The 22,156-nt window shown below is 71.1% G+C and carries 20 protein-coding genes; all 20 read right to left on the reverse strand.

The window, feature by feature from the left end; translation table 11 throughout:
• Positions 1–44: 44 nt before the first annotated feature.
• Positions 45–1,631 carry a type VI secretion system-associated FHA domain protein TagH gene (gene tagH / locus AC07O8_RS10340; protein WP_495047921.1) on the reverse strand — a complete coding sequence of 529 codons (1,587 nt, stop codon included), beginning with the start codon at positions 1,629–1,631 and terminating at the stop codon, positions 45–47.
• A gap of 47 nt (positions 1,632–1,678) precedes the next feature.
• On the reverse strand, positions 1,679–2,422 hold the full coding sequence (locus AC07O8_RS10345; protein ID WP_495047922.1) for a hypothetical protein: 744 nt from the start codon (positions 2,420–2,422) through the stop codon (positions 1,679–1,681).
• Positions 2,419–3,741 (reverse strand): hypothetical protein, encoded by a 1,323-nt coding sequence (locus AC07O8_RS10350; protein WP_495047923.1) that lies wholly within the window; start codon positions 3,739–3,741, stop codon positions 2,419–2,421. The genes AC07O8_RS10345 and AC07O8_RS10350 overlap by 4 nt, the downstream gene beginning before the upstream one ends.
• Positions 3,738–5,936, reverse strand: coding sequence for a type VI secretion system Vgr family protein (locus AC07O8_RS10355; protein WP_495047924.1), 2,199 nt, complete (start codon positions 5,934–5,936; stop codon positions 3,738–3,740). The genes AC07O8_RS10350 and AC07O8_RS10355 overlap by 4 nt, the downstream gene beginning before the upstream one ends.
• 10 nt (positions 5,937–5,946) lie before the next feature.
• The gene (gene tssH, locus AC07O8_RS10360) at positions 5,947–8,622 is read right to left on the reverse strand and encodes a type VI secretion system ATPase TssH (protein WP_495047925.1); all 2,676 of its coding nucleotides are present in this window, start codon (positions 8,620–8,622) and stop codon (positions 5,947–5,949) included.
• Between the two features lie 102 nt (positions 8,623–8,724).
• Positions 8,725–9,786 (reverse strand): type VI secretion system baseplate subunit TssG, encoded by a 1,062-nt coding sequence (gene tssG / locus AC07O8_RS10365; protein ID WP_495047926.1) that lies wholly within the window; start codon positions 9,784–9,786, stop codon positions 8,725–8,727.
• Positions 9,787–9,796: 10 nt separating this feature from the next.
• Complete coding sequence (gene tssF / locus AC07O8_RS10370) at positions 9,797–11,749, reverse strand: type VI secretion system baseplate subunit TssF (RefSeq protein WP_495047927.1); 1,953 nt, start codon at positions 11,747–11,749, stop codon at positions 9,797–9,799.
• A gap of 32 nt (positions 11,750–11,781) precedes the next feature.
• Positions 11,782–12,345: a type VI secretion system baseplate subunit TssE gene (locus AC07O8_RS10375; RefSeq protein WP_495047928.1), complete on the reverse strand. Its 564-nt coding sequence runs from the start codon at positions 12,343–12,345 to the stop codon at positions 11,782–11,784.
• On the reverse strand, positions 12,342–13,013 hold the full coding sequence (locus AC07O8_RS10380) for a type VI secretion system tube protein Hcp (RefSeq protein ID WP_495047929.1): 672 nt from the start codon (positions 13,011–13,013) through the stop codon (positions 12,342–12,344). The genes AC07O8_RS10375 and AC07O8_RS10380 overlap by 4 nt, the downstream gene beginning before the upstream one ends.
• Positions 13,014–13,041: 28 nt before the next feature.
• Positions 13,042–13,563 (reverse strand): type VI secretion system tube protein Hcp, encoded by a 522-nt coding sequence (locus AC07O8_RS10385; protein WP_495047930.1) that lies wholly within the window; start codon positions 13,561–13,563, stop codon positions 13,042–13,044.
• Positions 13,564–13,576: 13 nt separating this feature from the next.
• Positions 13,577–14,107 (reverse strand): Hcp family type VI secretion system effector, encoded by a 531-nt coding sequence (locus tag AC07O8_RS10390; RefSeq protein WP_495047931.1) that lies wholly within the window; start codon positions 14,105–14,107, stop codon positions 13,577–13,579.
• Positions 14,108–14,116: 9 nt separating this feature from the next.
• Entirely contained in the window at positions 14,117–14,653 is a 537-nt protein-coding gene (locus AC07O8_RS10395) for an Hcp family type VI secretion system effector (protein WP_495047932.1), read from the reverse strand.
• An 85-nt stretch (positions 14,654–14,738) separates the two neighbouring features.
• Positions 14,739–16,247, reverse strand: a complete 1,509-nt coding sequence (gene tssC / locus AC07O8_RS10400; protein ID WP_495047933.1) for a type VI secretion system contractile sheath large subunit — start codon at positions 16,245–16,247, stop codon at positions 14,739–14,741.
• Positions 16,244–16,738, reverse strand: coding sequence for a type VI secretion system contractile sheath small subunit (tssB, locus tag AC07O8_RS10405; RefSeq protein WP_495047934.1), 495 nt, complete (start codon positions 16,736–16,738; stop codon positions 16,244–16,246). Before tssB ends, tssC begins: the two co-directional genes overlap by 4 nt.
• A 43-nt stretch (positions 16,739–16,781) precedes the next feature.
• Positions 16,782–17,846, reverse strand: coding sequence for a type VI secretion system protein TssA (tssA, locus tag AC07O8_RS10410; RefSeq protein ID WP_495047935.1), 1,065 nt, complete (start codon positions 17,844–17,846; stop codon positions 16,782–16,784).
• 109 nt (positions 17,847–17,955) lie between these two features.
• Positions 17,956–18,456, reverse strand: coding sequence for a tetratricopeptide repeat protein (locus tag AC07O8_RS10415; protein ID WP_495047936.1), 501 nt, complete (start codon positions 18,454–18,456; stop codon positions 17,956–17,958).
• Between the two features lie 345 nt (positions 18,457–18,801).
• A complete protein-coding gene (locus AC07O8_RS10420; RefSeq protein ID WP_495047937.1) occupies positions 18,802–19,602 on the reverse strand; it encodes an anti-sigma factor in 801 nt (266 codons plus the stop codon).
• Positions 19,599–20,141: a sigma-70 family RNA polymerase sigma factor gene (locus AC07O8_RS10425; protein WP_495047938.1), complete on the reverse strand. Its 543-nt coding sequence runs from the start codon at positions 20,139–20,141 to the stop codon at positions 19,599–19,601. Before AC07O8_RS10425 ends, AC07O8_RS10420 begins: the two co-directional genes overlap by 4 nt.
• Before the next feature lie 646 nt (positions 20,142–20,787).
• A complete protein-coding gene (locus AC07O8_RS10430; protein WP_495047939.1) occupies positions 20,788–21,438 on the reverse strand; it encodes a hypothetical protein in 651 nt (216 codons plus the stop codon).
• A 349-nt stretch (positions 21,439–21,787) separates the two neighbouring features.
• Complete coding sequence (locus AC07O8_RS10435) at positions 21,788–22,069, reverse strand: hypothetical protein (protein ID WP_495047940.1); 282 nt, start codon at positions 22,067–22,069, stop codon at positions 21,788–21,790.
• Positions 22,070–22,156: the final 87 nt, after the last annotated feature.

Here is a 22,156-nt window from a genome sequence, read left to right on the forward strand (position 1 = left end):
ACGGGGGCCGCGTCCGGACGGATGCGGCCGCGGGCGCCCTGAACTCAGCGCCCGGCCTGCCGAAGCGTTTCGAAATGTTCCTCGTAGGCGGCGCAGAAGGCCTGGGCGAAGGCCGCCTGGAAGGCCTCGTCCGCCTCCTGGCCGAGGCGCTCGTACTCGTCGACGAAGCGTTCCCACAGTGCGGCCTTGCGGTGCATCGGGAGCGCCTTGTCGAGCAGCGAGGGCGCGCGCAGCCGCTCGGCCATGCGCTCGGGGGCCAGGCGGCGCAGCACGCGGGACGACGCGCCCTGCATGCCCGCGACCAGGCCGACCTGGTGCGCGCGCAGGTCGTCGACCGCGTCGCGCATCGCGGCGCGGGGCGCCAGGAAACCGGACACGGCGGGCTGTAGCAGGTGGCGCAGGGCGACGTCCACGTTGGGCGAGAACTTCAGCGGGTTGTTGTCCCGCGTGGCGATCATGGTGGCGGCGGCCTGCACCTCGCGCTTGAGCGTGGCGCGGGCGTGGAGCATGTCCACGGTGCCGGCGACGGCGTCGCGCAGCAGCTCGCCGATCAGCAGCGCCAGGGCCGGCGTCAGCACGGGCAACTGGTCGCGCGGCAGGCCGAGGCCCTGCGCGAGCGCGGCGGCCACCTCGTCCGCTGCGGCGAGGGGCGGTTGCTGCGAGGTGGCAGGAGCAGGTGCAGCGACGGGCGGCGAAGCCGGCGAGGAGACTGGCGAAGAAGGAGGCGCGACCGCGACCGGTGAGGCCGTCGGGGTGGGCCGGGTCGGCGGGACCGGCCGTTCCAACGTCAGTTCGTCGAGCGCGTCCTTCGGCGCAGCGTTGGGATGAAAGGCCTGGCGCCAGTCGTCGGCGTGCGCGTCCGCTCTGGTGACGCTGCCGAGCGGATCACCCAGCGGATCGCCGAACGCGTCGTCGAACGCATCGCCGAGCGGGTCGCCCAAGGGGCCGCCCTCGTCGATGCCGAACATGGACTCGAGCGCCCGACGCTCCTGCCGGACGTCGAGGTCCGAGGCTGGCATGGGGAGCGTCGCCGGCGCAGCGGCCCGCGAGGGCGGGGGAGCCAGACCCAGTCCGAGCGGGTCGTTCCCCGCATCGTTCCAGGCGTCGAAATCGACGAACGCGGCGAAGGGATCGATCGCGGCGGAGGGCCGCGGTTCGGGAGGCACGTGCGTGGGGATCACCGGGCGGATGAGGCGGTCGACCTCGTCACGGGCAGCGTGACCGGCATGACCGCCGGTGCCCGCCACCCCGGTACGGCCGGGACCGCCGACACGTCCGTTCAGGTCCAGCACCGTCGGCGCGTCGGCGTCCGGACTGGTGCCCTGCAGCGCGCGCAGGTCGACACGCAGCGTGTACGCGCCGAGCTGCACGCGGTCGTCGTTCGCGAGTTCCCGGGAGGGGCCGTCGAGCAGCGGCTCGCCGTTGAGCAGCACCGGGTTGCTGCCGCGATCCAGCAGCACATAGGCGCCGCGACGGAAGACCACTTGCGCATGCACGCGCGAGATGGTGCGGCCGGGATCCGGCAGCACCAGCAGGTTGGAGTCGGCGCGGCCGATGGTGCCGCCCAGCTCGTCGAAGCGGGCGGACAGGGCCGGCGCGCCGGGGCCGTTGACGACGGTCAGGGTCAGCATGGGGATGTCCTTCTGTGGGAAATGGAGGGGTCCGGAGCGGGCGCGGGTCAGCGCAGTCCGTGCAGTCGGTCGTCGATCCAGGCCAGGCGCAGCGGCAGGGACCACGCGTGGCGACCGTCGCGCGAGCGCGCCTCGAGCGCGGGACCGCCCGCGCGGCGCAGGCAGCTCAGCAGCCGGCCGTCGGCGTCGGGCCGCAGGACGAAGTCCTCGTCCGCGGGCCAGGCCCAGGACCAGGGGCGGCCGTCCGGCGCGGCGCGGAGGTGGTCGAGGAACGCGGCCTGCGTCGTGCGCACGTCGCCGCCGTAGGCCAGGGCGCGTTCCTCGATCGCCAGGCGCGTCAGCGCGAACCAGCCGTCGGCGACGCCGCGGCGGAACTCGAGCACGCGCTCCCGCACGCACTGCAGCGCGCGCACGCGCACGGCGTCCTGCGATGCCACGGGCAGAGACGGCGCGTCGAGCCAGCGCCAGCGCGGGAAGTCGATCGGCAGGTCCACGTCGACATCGACGTCGACGGGCGTCTGCATCGTCCAGTCGACCTTGGCGAGTTGCCGATCGGCGGAACCGGCGAGGCGGAGTTCCACGGCGGCGTTCGCCGGATTCGCATCGTCGAAGGCTTCCAAGCTGGCTGTATCGACGCGCAGCGTCAGCCGATTGACGCCGCGCAGCAGGAACTCGTGCACGGGGAGGGCGGTCGCGCCGGACGCGGTCACTCGCGCGAGTGCGACGCCGTTCAGCGCGGCTTCCGCCGCGCAGCTGCCGGTGCGCAGATGCAGGGTCAGCAGGCGCTTCATGCGTCGCACCGCCAGTCGACGAGGGGCAGCGCGGGCAGCCAGTCCAGGGTCTGCTCCCGGCGGCCGGACCAGGGTGCGCTCAGTCCGACCCGCACGGCGATCGGATCGAGCGTCGCCGTGACGGCCCATTCGAGGCCGTTGCCCCGTGCCGACGGGCGAAGGCCGACGCCTCCGACCAGAGCCGGCGGCTTGCCCGCCCAGTCGATGTCGGAAACGAATGCGCCCGTGGCGTTCGCCAGCGGCTCGAACTTCAGCCGCAGCGGCAGCCGCATCGGCACCCAGGGAAGCACGGCGGGGTCGGCGTCGTGGGACCACGGCAGGTCCCAGTCACGGCGGAAATCCGCCAGCGCCGGATCGTCGACGACGTCGATGCGGACACGCGCACGCGCTCCGGCGATGTCGACGACACCGTGCCACGACAGGTCCCAGCGACACAGGTTTCCTTGCAGATGACCGGTCATGTGCATCGTCGGAGCGAGGTCCAGCGACGCGCCCGCGCGATAGCCCCAGGCGACCCCGCTCTCGGCGGCCAGCAGCGCGGGCCGCGCTTCGATTCGCGTCGACGAGACGGCCTCGGCCGACCGCCAGCGCTCGCCAAGCCGGTCGATCGCCTCGGCGATCCGACGGTCCAGCGCAGCGAAGCCCGCCCGCCACGAACCAGGATCCAGCACCCGGCCGTCGGACTCGACCCGCACCCGGGTCTGCGAGGGCGCCGGTGTCGGTGCGGCACCGCCGTCCTGTCCGGAGCGGGCCCAGACCAGCAACCGCTGCTCGTCGGGCAAGGTGATGAGCCAGCTGTCAGCCTTGTTGTCGCTGCCGCTGCCGCTGCCGCTGCGGTTGCTGTTGCTGTTGCTGTTGCTGTTGCTGTTGCTTCTGTTGTGACCATCCGCGCTCCGGTCGTCGGCCGTCCAATCGATCGACAGCCGCGCGAACTGTTGCGGCGCGGACGCCGCGATGCCCGGCGGCAACACGGCGGGCACCGCCAGCGGATGCTCGATGTCGAGCGTCGTGCCGCGCTCGCGTCGCGTCGGCCCGGTCATGCCCATCAAGGTGAGGGTGGTGGCGGTCGTGTCCTGCGGCTCCTGCGCCTGCGGGCCCTGCACCTGCGCGCGCCAGCTCGCCACGGCGGCGCCGTCGGACGACGCCAGCGCGTGGAGCCGCTCCGGCAGGGCGACCCCGCCCGTGGAGCGCCAGACCGGGTCTACCTCCTCCGAGCCCGACACGATGCGCCAACCGTCGGCGTCGTGGACGTAACGCCGCGGCGCGCCCGCGGCCGCCGGGCGGCTCAGCCCCATGCGCACCTCGGGGATCTCGCTCATCGCGCACCGCCGTTCGGTCCGAGCGGATCCACATGCGCCGGCAGCGGGTCGGGCGCCGTGGGCGTGGCGGGCACGCCGGGCACGGCCGGGATCGCGGGCAGGGGCGGCGTGCCCGAGAACAGCTTGATCTGCGGTCCGAAGATCGAGACGCCCTCCATCCCGATGGTGATGAAGGACAGGCCCACGCGCAGGCTGAGAGTCGCCTGCGCTTCCAGGGTCAGCGCCATCGCCTGGACGCTGACCTGGCCGGTCGCCGTCACGCGCGCGCCCTGGCCGAGCGCGACCTCCACCGGCCCGTCGGCGTCGATGGACACGGGCCCGCCGGCCTTCAGCGTCAGACCGCCCGCGATCGAGGCGTCCACCTTGCCGCCGACGCCGACCCGGAGGTCCGCGCCCAGCGTCGCGTGCGTGTTGCCCGCCAATTTCAGCCGCGTGTCCTTCTCCACCGCGACCGACAGTCCGCCGCCGACCTGTACGCCCGCATCGCGTCCGATGTCCGTGCGCGCATCGCGCTTGACCGTGTCGACCTGGTCCTGGCCGACCCAGTGATGCAGGTCGCGCTCCGCCTTCATCCACAGGTGCTCGGCGCCGCGCGCGTCCTCGAAGCGCAGTTCGTTGCCGCTGTCGGGCGCGCCGTTCCTGCTGGACCGCGTGCGCACGCCGCTCACCGTGGCGTGCGCGGGCAGCGCATACGGCGCCGGCTGCGCGCCGTTGTAGACCCGGCCGGTGACGACGGGCCGATCCGGCCAGCCGTCGAGGAACTCGACGATGACCTCGTCCCCGACGCGCGGCAGCGCCACCATGCCGAAGCCCTTGCCGGCCCACGGATGGCTGACCCGCACCCAGCAGGAGCTGCGCTCGTTGCGTCGTCCGAGCCGGTCCCAGTGGAACTGCACCTTCACGCGGCCGTGGCGGTCGACGTGGATCTCCTCGCCCGCCGGGCCGGTGACCACGGCCGTCTGCGGGCCCTGCACGCGCGGCAGCCACGCCGCCGGCGGCGGCTGGTAGTCGACGGTCGCGGGCACGGCGGCGAAACGGCACACGTAGCTGGTGCTGCGCGCGTCGCCGTTGGCCTCGTAGCCGGCGAACTCCATGTCGGCGATCGCGCCGGTCACCAGCCACTTGCCGGCGTCGTCGTGCCCGGCGAACTCGAAGGTCTGGCCCACGCTCAGCGAGCGGTACGGCGTCGTGCCCTGCGCCACCACCGCCTGGCTCTCGAAGCGGTCGACCTGCCGACGCATGCGCGCCGTCCCCGCCGTGCGCTTGGGCCCGAGGTCGCCCGCCATGGCCAGGTCGTCATGCCCGCCCGGATAGACGTGGCGTTCGAGGCGCCCCGCGGTAAGACCGACGGGCCGGCGCGTCGCGTCGCGCCGGAGGTCGGCGTTGGGCAGCTCGGCCGCGAAGTCCGTGGCGGTCGCGCTCAGCGGCTGCAGCGACTGCGCGCGGGTCCATTGCAGGATCACGTCCTCGCGCAGCATCGTTTCCCCCTGCGCCTCGTTCCAGCGCAGCGGCACCGGTGCCGGGCGATGGCTGGACGGCGAGTCGCACAGCACCAGCACGTGGCGCTCGCGCTCGTGGCGGAAGAAGAAGTAGAGGCCTTCGTCCTCCATCAGCCGGGCGACGAAGTTGAAGTCGCTCTCGTTGTACTGGACCGTGCAGGGCCGCCGCGCGAAGCTGGCGTTGCGCAGCCGTTTCTCGACCGGTCCGGCGCCGGGGTAGGCGGCGAAGACCTCGTCCAGGATCTCCAGCACCGTGCGGTCCTGGAAGATGCGGCAGTCCGCGCCCAGCGTGAGCTGCCACAGCCACGGCCGCAGGTGCACGCGGTAGATGTCGAAGCGTCCGAGGTGGCCGCCGCGCTCGACGTGGGTGACCAGCCCGTGCAGGAAACGCTCCGTGTCGTCGTCCTGGCGCAGGCCCACCGCCGCCGGCTGGCCGAGCAGCTTGTCCGCGGCCAGCGGCGCTTTCTGGCTGGACCGCAGCAGCTCCAGGCGCAGCTCGGGCAGCCGGCCGAGTTCCTCGCGCCATTGCAGGCGGCGGAAGAGCAGTTCCTCGCCAGCGAGGGGGCCGAGGAAGCGCGCCTCGTTCGGCGCGGTGGACAGCGGCGTGGCCGCGGTCGGGGCGCCGCTCGCGGCGGACGGCGTGGCGGTCGGGGACGGCACGTGGAGCGCGGGCTCGATGGGCGCGGCAAGGGGCACGGCAAGCTCCTCAGTCGAAGGCGTAGGTGAAGGCGCCCTGGGCGGCGCCCACGCGGATCGCGCTCAGCGGAGGCGTCGACGTCGCGCCGTCCGCGAGCCGGCTCAGCAGTTCCAGCGAGATGCGCGGCAGTACGGTGTCGGAGATCACCCGGTCGATGACGCGGCCGCCCGATTCCGGCTGGTCGCAGCGCGCCATCAGCGCCGCGACGAAGTCGGGATCGAAGTTCACCGCCACGCCGTGGCGCTCCATCACGCGGTGCTGGATGCGCGCCAGCCGCTGGCGGGCGATGCGCCCCATCAGCTCGGGCGACAGCGGGCGGTAGGGCACCGTCACCATGCGGCCCAGCAGGGCCGCCGGGAACACGCGCAGCAGCGGCGCCTGCAGCGCCTGCGCCAGCGCGTCGGGCTCGGGCGTGAGCGCCTCGTCCGCGCACAGGCGCATGAGCAGCTCGCTGCCGACGTTGGAGGTCAGCAGGATCACCGTGTTGCGGAAGTCGACGGACCGGCCCTCGCCGTCCTCCATCCGGCCCTTGTCGAAGACCTGGAAGAACAGCTCGTGCACGTCGGGGTGGGCCTTCTCGATCTCGTCGAGCAGCACGATCGAATACGGCCGGCGGCGCACCGCTTCGGTCAGCACGCCGCCCTGGCCGTAGCCGACGTAGCCGGGCGGCGCGCCCTTGAGCGTGGAGACGGTGTGCGCCTCCTGGAACTCGCTCATGTTGATGGTGATGACGTTGTGCTCGCCGCCGTACATCGCCTCGGCCAGCGCGAGCGCCGTCTCGGTCTTGCCCACACCGGAGGTGCCGCACAGCAGGAAGACGCCCAGCGGCTTGTCCGGGTCCTGCAGGCCGGCTCGCGCGGTCTGCAGGCGGCGCGCGATCATGTCCAGCGCCGGCTGCTGGCCGAGCACGCGGCTGCCCAGGGTCTCGCCCAGGCGCAGCACGCCGTCGCGCTCGTCAGCGACCATGCGCCCGACCGGCACGCCGGTCCACGCGGCCACGACCGCCGCCACCGCCTGCGCGTCCACCACCGGCAGCACCAGCGGCGACTCGCCCTGCAGCGTGGACAGCGCGGCCTGCGCCTGGCGCAGATCGGCGATCGCCTCGGGGCTGCGCGACGGGGACCTCAGGTCCTCGCGCATCGCGAGCAGGCGGGTGACGGCCACGCGTTCCTCGTCCCAGCGCATGCTCAGCGACATGAGTTCGGACGAGATCTCCTCGCGCCGTCGGGCGAGTGCTTCGAGGCGCTCGACGACCTCGCCGCCCAGAGCGGCTTCGCGCTCCAGGATGTCGGTCTCCAGGGCCATGGCCTCCAGGCGGCGTCGCGCGTCCTCGACGGCCGCCGGCGTCGCGTGCTGGCTGATCGCGACGCGCGCGCAGGCCGTGTCCAGCAGCGCGACCGCCTTGTCGGGCAGTTGCCGCGCGGGGATGTAGCGCTGCGACAGCCGCACCGCCGCCTGCAGCGCCTCGTCGGTCAGCTCGACGCGGTGATGCGCCTCCAGCCCGGCCACCAGGCCGCGCAGCATGGCCAGCGCGGTGCCGGTGTCCGGCTCGGCCACGGTGACGGCCTGGAAGCGGCGCGTCAGCGCCGGGTCGGGTTCGATGAAGCGCTTGTACTCGGCCCAGGTCGTGGCGCCGATGGTGCGCAGCTGGCCGCGCGCCAGCGCCGGCTTGAGCAGGTTGGCCGCGTCGCCGGTGCCGGCCGTGCCGCCCGCGCCGATCAGCGTGTGCACCTCGTCGATGAAGAGCACCACTGGGCGCTCGGAGGCCTGCACCTCGTCGATGAGCGCCCGGAGGCGCTGCTCGAATTCGCCCTTCATCGCGGCGCCGGCCTGCAGCAGGCTGAGGTCCAGCCCCAGCAGCTCGATGTCGCGCAGCGCCGGCGGCACGTCGCCCGACACGATGCGCTGCGCCAGGCCCTCGACCACGGCGGTCTTGCCCACGCCGGCCTCGCCGGCCAGCAGCGGGTTGTTCTGGCGGCGACGCATCAGGATGTCGACCAGCTGGCGGATCTCGTCGTCGCGACCGGTGACGGGATCGAGCTCGCCCGCGCGAGCCTTGGCCGTCAGGTCCACGCAGTAGGCGGCGATGGCCTGACGACGGCCCATCAGGGCGGTGGCCGCATCGGTCCCGCCCGAGGTCGTCCCGGCAGTCATTCCCGCCGACGCCGCGTCCGTGCCGGCGCCGGATGCCGCGTCCTGCGCGGGCGCCTCGCCGGTGCGCCGGCACAGCGCGGGCAGGCGCTCCGCCAGGTCGTCGGCACGGATGCGCTCGAACTGGCGCGACACGGCCAGCAGCGCGTGGCGCAAGGTGTTGGATTCGAGTAGGCCCAGCAGCAGCGCGCCGGTGCGCACGCGGTCCTGGCCGAAGCGCAGCGAGGCCTGCACCCAGCCGCGCTCGATGGCGGCCTCGATGTGCTCGGAGAAGTCGGACACGGCGGTCGATCCGCGCGGCAGCCGGTCCATGGCCTGGGTGACGTCGCGCGCGAGCTGCGCGGCGTCGATGCCGTAGTGGTGGAGGATGACGGCGAGGTCGCTGCGCGCGTCGGGGATCAGCTGCGCGAACCAGTGCGACAGCTCGACGTAGGGATTGCCGCGCATCTTGCACAGCACGGTCGCGCTCTCGATGGCGCCGTAGGGGAGCGGATGAAGCTTGCCGAACAGGTCGGCGCGGCGGATCGTGGTCATGCGGAAGTCGTCGTCGGGATCGACGCCGTGGAAGTCATGGGTCGTTGAAGGAGATACGGAAGCGGGGGGCGATCCGGATGCAGGCGCAGATGCAAGCAGCGGTTACAGGGTGGCGCCGGCCTCGGCGGGCAGCAGCAGGTCGTCGCCGTCGCGCTCGCGCGGGACCGTGCCTATCCACAGGCCTCGGCCCAGCGCGGCGGGCGCGTCCGCACCGATGCGGGGCGGCGGCAGCTCTCGGCGGTCGAGCACCAGGCGCAGGTCCCAGTCGAGCTCCAGCCCGACCCACTGCCGCACCAGCGCGCGCAGGCGGGGCAGGGCGTCGCCATCCGGCAGCAACTCGCGATAGCGATCCCAGCCCATCGGACCGAGCACCACGCGGAACTTGTGCTGCACGTCCCAGGTGGCGGCGCCTAACGCCAGCCCCTGGCCGAGGCCGACCTGCTCGCCCGCGCGGGCCGGCAGGCCGCCGGCGCGGGCGCGCAGCTCGGGCGCCAGCGGCAGCCAGTGACCGGTCCACGGTTCGACGCGCGCGGGCACGTCGAAGGCTTCGCCGCACCAGGCCGCGAGGCCGTCCGCGTCGTGCACCTGCCGCGACAGGCGTCCCAGGAAGGCGAGCTTCGGTGCGTCGCCGAGCGCGTCGCGCTCGCGCAATGCCGGCAGACCCAGGCCGGCCAGCGCGCCCAGGCGCCCGCCCTGGCCGGCGTCGTCGGGGCGGTCCATCGCCTGCACCGGCTGGGCCTGCGCCCAGGCACGATGGAACAGCAGCGCGAAGCGGTGCGTCAGCAGATCCAGGAAGTCCTGCATCGCCGGATCGCCGTGATGGCGCTCGCGCTCGCGGGCCAGCTCGGTGAGGTGCAGCGGCAGCGGACCGTTGGGCCCGGTCAGGCCGAACACGCGTTGCCGCACGCGCGGGGTCGGGTCTTGCACCGTCACCGCCTGCACCGGCGAGGGGGCGAAGTCCAGCTCCGCCGGCTGGCCGACGCGCATCGGCTCCTGCGCGGGGCGGGCGGCCTCGCCCAGCCGCGGCAGCGACGGATGGGCCGATTCCCAACGCCTCAGCAGCGCGAAGAGGTCCTGCCGCTTCGGATGGGCGACGGCATCGAGCAGCCAGTCCGGCAAGGACGCGGCGGTCGCTGCCGTGGCTGCTGTGGCGGCGTTCGTCATGACAGTCCCCTCACAGCAGCGGACGCGCGCCGGCGCGCGGCGCCCAGCGGCCGATCTCGCCGCGCGTCGTCGACAGCAGCACCGTCTCGACGAAGCTGTTCAGCGAGACATGCCGCGACAGGAAGTGGTGCAGCGCGGCCCCGAGCAGGTAGGCGCTGTGGCCGCTGCCGGCCCCCAGCCGCTGCTCGTCCAGGGTGATCGAGATCTCCACGCCGCGTGCGTACGCGATGGGGCCCGGCGCCGGATGGCGGCGGTGCACGACGGCGGCGCTCAGCCCGGTGAGCGCGCCGATCTGGCGGCTCACGTCGGCGTCGCCGGCCTGCGGCAACTGCGACAACAGTTCGCGCAACGCGTCGGCGCCGGCGTCGATCAGCGACAGGTAGTTCAAGGACAGCAGGTTCAGCAGCCGCCACGCGGCCGAACTCTCCGCCGGTGCCGGCAGGGGGCGCGAAGGCCCGGCCACGGCGCGCACGTCGGTGAGCGCGATGCCCGCGTCCAGCGTCAGCGGCGCGTTGCCGCCGCGCAGGAACAGCGGCAGGTCGCGGTTGGTGCAGAGCACGTCCAGCGCCACCTGGTCCGGCAAGGGTTGAACGGCGATGGCGGAGGCGGAGGAGGCGGAGGACACCGCCGATGCCGAGGAAGCCGTGGATGCCGAGGCGCCGGCCGTGCCGTCGACCTCGCCGCGGAGCTCGCTGCCGGCCTCGGCCTCCCAGCCGTCGGACCACGAGAGGAAGACCTCCGTGCCCGCGTACGACGATCGCGCGCCTTCCCGCCGCACCCGCTCGCTGGGCCGGCGCGGCTCGCGGCGCATCGAGTAGACGCGCCGGACCGGCCCCGACCCCGTGCGCGCGGTGCCGTGCAGCGGTTCGAAGCGTCGCGATCCGCCGTCCGCGTCGTGGGCCGTCATGCCGGTGACCGCGTAGACCTCGTGGTCCAGCGGCCGGCTGCGGTCGACGACGATGTGGAACTCGTGCCGGTCGGGCCCCGGCAGCAGCCGGTCGGCGCGGCAGGGGAAAAGGTTGATCGCCGGAACGCAGTTGGTCAGCACGTTCGCGGCGGACACGTCGCCCAGGGACGCGTCGTCGGCCTGCGTCAGCGCGAGGACCAGCTCCATCGAGGATCCCGCCGTGCGCGAGAACGCCGTCGACAGCGCGTCCACCTCGAAGAACTGGAAGCGCTCGGGGAAGGCCAGCGTCTCCTGCAGGAGGCGCAGACCGCCGAAGCCGCGCGGCGGCGCCGGCAGCAGGGCCTCGTCGTCGGCATAACCGACGGGGACGACGGAGGACGTCGGCAGGCGCTGCACGCGCCCGGACGCGCCCGCCAGCACGGCGACGCAGCGCGACAGCGTCAGTTCCACCAGCGAGGCCGCGACGTCGGGCGCGCCGGTCAGGAAGAAGCGCAGACGGTCGACGCCGAGTTGATCGAAGCGTTGACCGTCCGGCAGCCGCAGGCTGAGCACGAGCGCGGCGCGAGGGCGTTCTCCGGGCAGGCCGCCGAGGGCCTCCAGCGCGGCGTGCTCGCGGACCAGCCGCGCCTCGGCGACCGACACCGGCGTGAGCACGGTGTCCTGCGCGGTGCGGAACTCGCAGCGCGTGCCGGTCAGCGCGGGCGCCGCGCCGTGCAGCGCCGAGCCGCGCGGCAGGCGGTGACCGGCCAGCAGCTGCGGGTCGGGCGCCGGTTGCATGCGGGCGACCAGCATCGCCGGCAGCGGCGCGTTGAAGCCCGGATAGACCATGTCCAGCAGGCGGTGGGACAGGCGCGGGAATTCGGCGTCGAGCTTGAGCTGGACGCGCGCGGCCAGGAAGGCGCTGCCTTCCAGCAGGCGCTCGATGTAGGGATCCTGGGCGGCGGCGCCCAGGCCCAGTTGGCCGGCGACCTTGGGATGCGCCTCGGCGAACTCCTGGCCGAGGTCGCGCAGGTAGCGCAGCTCCTGGTTGTAGTACTGCAGCAGTTGGGGATGCACGTGGGTCTCCTGGAGGGTCCTCGTCGGCCGCCTCAGCCGCGCAGATCGCGCAGCCGCGCTTGGCCGGTGGCCAGGTCCAGCTCCGCCGCCATCCACAGCGTCAGCGGCACCGGGTCGTGGCGCAGCCGGCCCTGGATCACCAGACGCAGCGGCCGATGCGCGCCGCGCGAGGCGATGTCACCGACGCCTGCTCCGCCCCCCGCGCCGATGCCCGAGTCGTTGCGGCCGTCATCGATCGAGACCTCCAGGAACTCCGGCAGGAGGCGAGGCTCGAATCGGCGGATCGCGTCCACCAGCTCCCGCTGGAGTCGACGTCTGTCCAGCGACGACTGCGCGCGGCCCGTCATCGCCGGCAGCCCGAAGTTGAGGACCGACGCGCGGGCCAGCGGCGCGTCGGTCCATGGCGTGCGCAGCGAATCGTCGCCCTCGCTCCAGGGATCGTCGTGGGCCGGTCGTTCGAGCCGGGTGGCGTTGAGCAGCCAGATCAGGTCGCGGGCGACCGATTCGCGGAGTTCGCGGCGGCTGATCACCGCCGTGCCGATGAGCCGGTCGAGCAGCGAGGGCTTCAGCCGATCGCCGGCGGCGGGCGCGCTCATCGCTGCAGCCCCTGCGGGCCGGCCGGCGCGCGGTTGGCCACCATGTCGGACCACACGGTCTCCAGGTCGCGCAGCGCGAACTCGCGCGAGGGTCGCGAGGGATCCGATGCCGCCGCGCCGCCGGCGGCGGGCGAAGACGCGCCGCCCTGGCGCGCCGCCTCCGCGCCGGCTGCCGCCGCCGATTGCTGCGCCGCGGGCGACGCCGTCGACGCCCCCGCCATGCGCGTCACCGTGGTCGTGGTGACGCCGGAGCGCCTGTCCTCGCGGTACAGGAACTCCGCCTCGCGGTAGTCCAGTTCCCAGGACTCCACGAGGCTGACGGCGGCGTCCTCGTCCCGCAGCTCGAGCGCATAGCGCGTCACCCGCGCCCGGCGCAGCTTGATCGACAGGCTCAGCAGCTCCTGGGCCGCGTCCTCCATGCACAGCGTGACCGTCATCGGCATGCCGCGGTCCATCGCCGAGAGCAGGGCGGCGCTGGCGCGGTCCATGCGCTTGGTGAAGGACAGCACCGAGGGCTCGGGCTGGCGGCCGGCGGCGCCGTCGGCGTCCAGCGCCCACTGCCAGTCCTCCAGCTCGATCCAGTCCTTCATCGCGGGCACGCGGGACTCGCCCGCGATGGGCCCGCCGTCGCCGACGGCGGACATGTACAGGCGCGCGCGTTGCGTCATGCCGGGCTCCTCGGTCGTGTCAGTCGTTTTAGTCGTATCGGCTGCTGCGCAGCTCGACGGTGTTGGGGGTGGGGCGGCGCAACGTGGACGCGTCCAGCGGGTAGTAGCGCAGGCGCAGGTCCTTGAAGGACAGCGTCAGCTCCTCCACGATGGGCTTGGCGTGGGTGCTGTCCTGGGTGCGCGTGGCGATGTGCGTCAGCGTGCCGTCTTGCAGCTCCATCGTCAGCATCGCGACCGGCGGCTTGCCGGCGCTGCCCGTACCGGAGAGCGCGGGATCGATGACGGTGATGCGGGCGCGGTCGTAGCGGCGCGTCTCGTTGGCGCAGCGGTACAGCAGCAGGCTGCTGCGGTCCAGGTACTTGGACACCGTCACGTGGCCGGGTCGCAGCTCGGTGCGTTCGCGCCGGCCGCGCGAGGCCAGGTGCACCGCGCTGGCCGACCAGGCCAGCGCGTGCAGTACGATCTGATCCTCGAAGCCCTGCACGCGGCTCTCCCCGAGCGCGGGCCGGCCCAGGCAGGCGAAGTCGAGGAAGGCGACGGGCAGGGACATGGCAGACGCTCCTTCAGGCCAGCTTGCCGGAGATGGCCGTGGTGGTCTTCATGTCCTTCACGCTCCACTCGAAACCGGTGGTGGTGTCGAGCTTGCCGTCGTTCTTCTGCGGCTTGTAGCCGATGAAGATCTCCTTGAAGACGAACTCCACATCCTGGTTCAGCGAGCCGTCCTCGGCGCCCTTGGTCGCGACCTTGGTGACGTAGGCCTCGGTGACCTTGACCTGGAAGTAGGTCTGCGGGCCGTCGAGGTTGCCGGTGGTCTTGAGCATCTCGATCGTGATCGTCGGGAAGTGCTTGCCCGCGACGATCTTGGAAAGGATCGCGGTCGAGGACGTGTCGAAGTAGTGCGTGATCGACAGCGTGCCGGGCTGTGGCTTGCCGACGGCCGCGCCGGTGCCTTTGGTGACGCTGTGATCGGCCTCGACGTCCCAGCTCCAGTCCGAGATCTCGATCCAGCCGTCGTCGCCGTGGTGGCCCTTCTGCAGCGATTCGCCTTGCGGCACGTCGGCCTTGCCGAAGTTGATGAAGCTATTGCCTGCCATGGGAGGTCCTTACTTGATGGTCAGCTTGATCTCGGGGGTCGTCTGGGTCATCTCGGCGATGTTCCAGCGGAAGAAGAGGGCGCTGTCGAGCTTGCCGTCGTTCTTCTGGCGCTTGTAGCCAACCGCCAGCTGCTTGAAGACGAACTCGATGTCCTGCGTCACTGCGCCGTCTTCGCCGCCCTTGCTGCCCACCTTCGTGATGAAGACGTCCTTGGCGACAAGCTGGAAGTACAGCTCGGGCTCGTCCTTGCCCGTCTGCTTGAGCAGGTCGATGGTGGCGGTCTTGAAGTGGGTGCCCTTGACGATGTACTGCAGCAGCACCGGCGAAGACTTGTCGTAGTAGTGCGAGAAGCTCAGCGTGCCCGGGTTGGGCTTGCCCACGGCGGCGCCGGTGCCCTTGAGGTGGCTGGCCTCGGCGTCGACGTCCCAGCTCCAGTCGCTGATCTCGATCCACCCGGCGGTGCCGAGGTGGCTGAGCTGTTGCGACTCGCCGGGGGCGTTGCCGCCGTCGGTCTTCTCGAACTTGATGAATGCGTTTCCTGGCATGGATCACTCCGGAAATCGGCGTCGTAGGGACGAGCGCCGGGAAGGCCCCGCGCGAGCGGGGACCGATGAACAAGGGGACGGACGCTTACGAGCGCTCGGACGGCAGGCGCGACACCAGCCGCAGCGAGATGGACAGGCCTTCGAGCTGGTAATGCGGCTTGAGGTAGAACTTGGCCTGGTAGTAGCCGGGCGCGTCCTCGATGTCCTCCAGCACGACCTCGGCCGCGGCCAGCGGACGCTCGGCCTTGGTCTGCTCCGTGCTGTTGTCCGGATCGCCGTCGACGTAGCGCAGGATCCAGTCGTTGAGCCAGCGCTCCATCGCCTCGCGCGTCTTGAAGGAGCCGACCTTGTCGCGCACCATGCACTTCAGGTAATGGGCGAAGCGGTTGCACGCGAAGAGGTAGGGCAGGCGCGCGGCGAGGGCGGCGTTGGCCGTGGCGTCGGGATCGTCGTACTCCGCGGGCTTCTGCAGCGACTGGCCGCCGATGAAGGCCGCGACGTCGGAGTTCTTGCGGTGCACCATCGCCATGAAGCCGTTGCGCGAGAGCTCGGCCTCGCGGCGGTCGGAGATGGCGATCTCGGTCGGGCACTTCATGTCCACGCCGCCGTCGTCGGTCGGGAAGCTGTGGGTGGGCAGGTTCTCGACGGCGCCGCCGGACTCGATGCCGCGGATCTGCGAGCACCAGCCGTGCAGCTTGAACGCGCGGTTGATGTTGACCGCCATCGCGTAGGCAGCGTTGCACCAGGTGTAGGTGTCCTGGTGCTCGCCGCCGGTGTCTTCCTCGAAGTCGAACTCGTCGATCGGGTTGGTGCGCGGGCCGTAGGGCAGGCGGCCGAGGAAGCGCGGCATGCACAGCGCCAGGTAGCGCGCGTCCTCGCTCTCACGCAGCGAGCGCCAGGCGGCGTACTCCGGCGTGGTGAAGATCTTGGTCAGGTCGCGCGGGTTGGCGAGCTCGCGCCACGATTCCATTTGCATCACGGCCGGCGAGGCGGCGGCGATGAAGGGCGCGTGCGCGGCGGCGGCGATCTTGGACATCTCGCCCAGCAGCTCGACGTCCATCGGCGAGTGGTCGAAGTGGTAGTCGCCGACCAGCGCGCCGAAGGGCTCGCCGCCGAACTGGCCGTACTCTTCCTCGTAGATTTTCTTGAACAGCGGCGACTGGTCCCAGGCCGTGCCCTTGTAGCGCTTGAGCAGGCGGCCGAGTTCCTGCTTGGCCACGGGCATGACGCGGATCTTGAGCTGCTCGTCGGTCTCGGTGTTGGTGACCAGGTACTGCAGGCCGCGCCAGGCGGATTCCAGGCGCTGGAAGTCCTCGTGGTGCAGGATCAGGTTGACCTGTTCCGAGAGCTTGCGGTCGAGCGCGCCGATCAGCGACTCAATGCTGGTGACCGTGTCGTTGCCGATCAGCGCGACCTGCGCCAGCGCGTGCTGCGCGAGGGTGCGCACGGCGCCCTCCATCTGCAGGCGGGCCTCGTCGGACTTGGGCTTGAAGGCCTTGTCGAGCAGCGCGGCGAAGTCGCTGCCCTCGTGGGTGATGCCTGCGAGGCCGGCGGGGCCGGCGGCCGGAACGGCGGATAGTGACGCGTCCATCATGCTTCCTTCTTGGGCGTGTCGGCCAATGTCTGCAGCAGCGCGGGGTCGCGCAGCACGCGGGCGATGAGCGCCTCGGCGCCTTCCTTGCCGTCCATGTAGGTCAGCAGGTTGCTGAGATGGCGGCGCGCCTCGAGCAGCGGGCGCAGGCCTTCGACGCGCGCGGCCACGGCCGCGGGCGAGAAGTCGTCCATGCTCTCGAAGGTCAGGTCCACCGGCAGCAGGCCGTCGCCGGTCAGCGTGTTGGGCACGGCGAAGGCGGCGCGCGGCTTCATCGCCTTCATGCGCTGGTCGAAGTTGTCGATGTCGACTTCGAGGAAGCGGCGCTCCGCGACGGGCGGCAGCGGTTCCTCGGGCTTGCCGGCCAGGTCGGACAGCACGCCCATGACGAAGGGCAACTGGACCTTCTTCTCGGCGCCGTAGAGCTCGACGTCGTATTCGATCTGCACACGCGGCGCGCGATTGCGGCCGATGAATTTCTGACTGCTTCCCATGGGGTCTCCAGAAAAGTCTGAGGAAAAATGAAACGGACGGCACTCACGCCGAGGCGTCGAGCGCGTCTTCTTCCAGTCCGAGGATGCGGGCCGCGTCCGCGATGCCGCCGGGGGCGATCTCGCGAACGAGGGCGAAGAAGTCCTTGTCGATGAGGCGCTCGGCGCGACGCAGCATCAGCTGGGCAGGGTTGGTCGGCTCGGTGCGTTCGAGGAACTCGCGGATCTGCCGCAGCGCGGCGAGCGCGTCGGCGCGCGACCCGATCGCGAGGCGGCCACCGCGCAGTGCGGGCGCGACGGCGAAAGCTTCTCGACTCGACGCCGCGTCGATTCCCTCGTCGTCATCGAGCATCCCGGCCGACGAAGCGTCGTCAGAGGTGTCGTCCTGCGCTCCTTCCCGCAGCTCCGGCAGCAGCCCCCGCAGATCGGCTACGGCCTGCCCGACCGCCTTGAGACGCGGCGCGACATCGACGCCGAAGCGCGTCGTCCACACCTGCCTCAGGGCTTCGAGCGCGCCTTGCGCCGCGTCGACCTGCGCGCGCAGCGACGCGGTCAAGCCGGCCTCGTCCGCGAAGAATCGTTGCAGCTGATCGGCGGTGAAGACCTCGTCGCCGTCGCGCGCCGGGATCCGCTCCAGCGCGACTTCGACGTCGCGCAGTCGCAGCGCCGGCAGACGGCGGTCGCGATGCAGCGGGGCGTGCCGCAGGTCACCCAGCAGGCCGCGCGCGTTGTCCAGGTCGACCAGCGGTCCCTGGCGGGCGAAGGCGTCCTCGTCGTCCGCGTCGGGCAGCGGATGCAGGCCGTCCCAGCAGCGGTCGAGCAGCCCGGCCACCAGCGCGAGCGCGTCGGGCAAGGCGGCCAGACCGCCGGCGACCACGCTCGCGCGGCCCCAAGCCACGGCGATCCGCAGATCGCGGGTGCGCGGCAGCAGGTCCTGCGCGAGCTGCCGCGCCAGCGGCCAGTCCGGCGCCTCGGCCGGCGCGAACTGCGTTTCCTCGCGGCCGCGCAGCGCGTCCATCAGCGCGGCGAATTCCGGCTCGTACTCGAGGTTGGGGCCGGCGGGCGCGTCGGCGTCCAGGGGGCGGGTCCAGTCGTCGATTGCGTCATTCATCGCGCCGTTTGCTGCGCCATTGGTCGCGCCGTGCATCGCGGGTTCCATCGCTGCCGTCCAGTGCTGGGGTCGTGTCGAGGTCGTCGTTCGTCGCCGCGCCGGTCGCTGCTTACCAGTTGGCCTTGGCCACGTACTTGTTGCCGTTGGCCTGGTAACGGTCGATGGCGGCGCGCAGCTCGTCGTACTGCTCGCACTTGGCGGAACACTCGGTCGCCAGCGTGGCCAGGCGGGCCTGCGCCTTCGGCAGGTCGCCCTTCATCAGGTAGAGCTCGCCGGAGTACTCCAGCGCGTTGCGGTGGCGCGGATCGATCTTCAGCGCGGCGTCGTAGTAGCGCTCGGAGGCGGCCAGATCGGGCGTGCTGCTCTTGCGCAGCGTGTAGCCCATCAGGTTGTTCCAGTCGGCGCTGGCGCGCTCGTCGACGCGCTTGAGTTCCTTCAGCGCGGCATCCCACTGGCGGGCGTCGATGTACTGACGGGCCTTGTCCAGGGAGGTGTCCTTGCGCGCGGCGGCGGCGGTTGGCGCGGCGGGGGCCATGTCCGCGGCCATCGTCAGCTGCATGCAGAAGGCGCTCAGGGCGATGGCCAGGGCGAAGGAGGTCTTGGTGTTCATGGGAAAGTCCTTTCGAGGTGAAGGTGGGGATCGCGTCGTCCGCTTGCCGCGGAGCGTCGTACCGAATCGTCGACACCAGGACCTACGGGCGCACTCGCGGCACGGATGCAGGCGGAGGTGAAAGGATTTGTAACTGGGAGGAGGGGAAGGGCGCCGCAAGGACTGACCTCGCGGACAGGCCACGACCCTCACCCCAATTCTTTCCCGCAGTGCGGGAGAGGGAGAAAGAAGCGCGCAGGCACGGCTCCCTGTCCCGCACGCGGAACAGGTGCGTCGTGTCGTGTCGCTTGGCTCGTGGAAGCCCCTCCCCGCACTGCGGGAGAGGGGCAGGAAAGGCTCAGCCGGTCACCAGACCTTCACGCAATCGCCTTCCCAGACGAAAGGCGCGAGGGGCGCCGTCGGCGCGGTGTCGGCGGGTTCGATGCTGACCGCCAGTCGGCGCACCGACTTGAACAGCCGTTCCGAGGTATCGGCCAGCGTCGCCTGCGTCGTGCCCTTGGCGGGCAACACGGCGGCCAGCAGGATGGGCGCGCCGTTGTCGGGCAGGGCCCACAGGCGCGCGACCTGGCCGGCGGGCACCACCAGCGGCTGCAGCAGGCGCACCGTCATCAGCGTGCCGTGACGGCGGGAATTCGCCACCAGGGTCGGCTGACCCTTGGCGTCGTGCAGCAGACCGACGTAGCTGGCGGGCGTGGCCTGATCGGCCTGCAAGCTCTCCATCCAGCCCGGCGAGCTGCGCAGCACGGCCACGCAGGCCAGCGCACCGGCCAAGGCGCCGGCGACGGCCCACCCGGACACGGCGGCCGCGCCGCGGCCGCCGCCCGGCACCAGCCAGTGCCACCAGCGGCCTTCGCCGCCCTTGCTCCTGCCGTTATTCGATGCCACCGCGCCGTGACGCGCCGCCTGTCCGAACTCATCGGGGAACAGCCGGCGCTGGATCGCGGGCCAGTTGCCCAGCGGCGGCGCGACTGGCGGCGTGGCGGCTTCCAGCGAGGACAGCCGTTGCTGCCAGATCTGCGCCGACAGGCGCACCGCGGCCGAATCCCGCATCAGCGTCTCGAAACGGCGGCGCGCGCCGCCCGCCAGCGTGCCGAGCGCATAGGCGCGGGCGAGGGCGTCCAACCGTTGGGGGCGGAGATAGTTCATGCGCGCCCCCCCAGGTTGTCCAGGCAGGACTTGAGCTGATCAAGCCCGCGACGGACCCAACTCTTCACCGTGCCCAGGGGGGCGTTCAGACTCTCGGCGATCTCGGTATGCACCATGCCGCGATAGTAGGCGAGCGCCAGGGCCTGACGTTGCGCCGGCGCCAATGCGAGCATGCATTCGTCGATGCGCGTCTTCACCAGACTTTCGTCGAACAGCGCGTGCGGATCGCCGCTCGCGTCGGCGGCGACGTCCATGGCTTCGTCGTTCAACTCGATCGTGCTGTCGCGCTCTTTGCGGCTGGCGCGCAGCGCGTCGATGGCGCGGTTGCGGACGATGTTGATCATCCACGTCATCGGCGTGGCAGCCTCGGGCTGGTAGCTCGCCGCTTTCTGCCAGATGCTGACGTACGCCTCCTGCAGCACTTCGTCCGCGCGGCCTTCGTCGCGTAGTACGCGCAGCGAGACCGAGAACAGGTGGGCGGAGGTCGCCCGGTAGAGGCGTTCGAAGGCTGCCCGGTCGCGCAGCGCGACGCGGGCCATCAGATGGCGGAGGGGATCGACGGGCTCCTGCGGAGAGGCTTCAGCGCTTGCGTTCATGGTTCCTTGATCAGGACGCCGCTCGGACGGACGGTCGCGGTTCTCGTGGAGCGCGCGACGACCCGGCCGCCCCGGACGGCGTGGTCTCGTCCGCGTCGGACGACGGACGAAGCAGTGCGTCAATTGTTCGCCAAGGGCTAAGCGCCGGCATGACGTGCCGCGTTCGACCGTGCGGCGTGCAGGACGCCTGCCCGCTGATGGTGCGGGATCCGGGGAATGGCCTCACCCTTTTTGGGTATTGCCGTTCACGCCGATTCGGCGATCACTCGAATCGCGCGCGATTCGTTGCAACGAACTGCGCCACTGTCGTTAGCGGACCGCCCAGACCTTCGAGCCCGATACTGTCGTCACCGCGCAGCAACCCCTGGCCACCCGGCTTCGCGAAGGGCTGATGCCGGCAGCGATGTAGCCTTCGGGCACCCGCGGGCACCCGCGCCGGATGAGCGCCGCACTCTCAATACCGGTCGTTGAGCCGTCAGCCGGCAAAGTGTGCCGCGACCGCTTCATGCCAGCAGCGTGAACTCGGTGGCTGCTCGTCGATGACGGCAATCGCTGCAAAGCCGCCGGCCGCATCAGGCTGATAGCGGGCCTACGCTTGCCAGCGGCCAGTCGCCTTGTCCAAGGTGTAGTGACGAAAGATGCCGACCTGCAATCGGTCTGGCGTTTGCTCATGAACGAACGCCTCGCCAACTACCATCTCAGCGCCACCATCGAGGTAGACCGCTACCGGAAGCTTCTCGCCGCCTTGGAGCGCCTTGCTGATGTCGATGCCGACTTCACCCAGGTACTCTGGGGTCGAGGCGACCACCTTGTATGCGCTCACCATGACGTCCGACGCGGAACAGAACTCCGGACCGCCTACCAGTCGCATGCGAGCAGGCACATCACGCATCGAAATATCCTTCTTGTCTGCGACGAAGTCTCGCGCGTCGACGTGTCCGCCAAGCACTTCCTGGGCGGCCACTTTCGCTGCAAAAGCCGCCGGCCGCAGCAGGCTGGGAGCGAGCCTACGCTTGCCAGCGGCCAGTCCCGTGTCCAAGGTGTAGTGACGAAAGATGTCGACATGCAATCGGTCCGGCGTTTGCTCATAAACGAACGCCTCGCCAACTACCATCTCAGCGCCACCGTCGAGGTAGACCACCACCGGAAGCTTTTCGCCACCTCGGAGCGCCTTGCCGATGTCGATGCCGACTTCGCCCAGGTACTCAGGGGCCGAGGCGACCACCTTGTATGCGCTCACCCTGACGTCCGACGCGGAGCAGAACTCCGGACCGTCTACAAGTCGCATGCGAGCAGACACATCACGCATCGAAATATCCCTTTGTCTGGCGATGAAGTCTCGCACATCGACGTGTCCGCCAAGCACTCTCTGGAACGCTCAGAGGGTCAGTCATTGCCACCTACAAGCATGTCGCCGTTGACGGGAGAAATGCGTACGCGTTCGACATCCCGAACCGCACTGCCGGTGCCTCGCTCGGACCGTACACAGCAACGGTCAGGACGACTGTCAACGGAAGCCCCGCCAACCTTCCAACAGACATTTAGCCGGATCAGGTAGTCACGGGCCTGTCCATATCGAATCGCGCGTTTCAGCTTTTCGGGTCTGGCGCAGCGTTTGGTCTGATCGCCACGTTTGTCTTCGGCGGCTTCCATTCAGCGCAGCATCGTTTGAACGCCTCGCGCTTGGCTGCGACGAGCTTGATGGCGCGTTCAATGGAATCAGTACAGTGCTCCGCGAAGACCCGGCGCTGCTGCAGGCCGCGCTCCAGCAGTGACCGCAATGCAGCCTCGCAACCGGGACCGGTGACGATGACCAGCGGGAACTCACAGTCCACCGGTGGCCGATGACCGATGCTCAGCACCCAGGCCATTTCATCGCCACCGCGGTAGTGCAGACCGCTTAGTACGGCGATGCTCGGGACGATCCCGAAGGATCGCGGCAGTGCCCGTGGAAGCTG

Source organism: Roseateles sp. GW821-FHT09G09 (assembly GCF_059415965.1).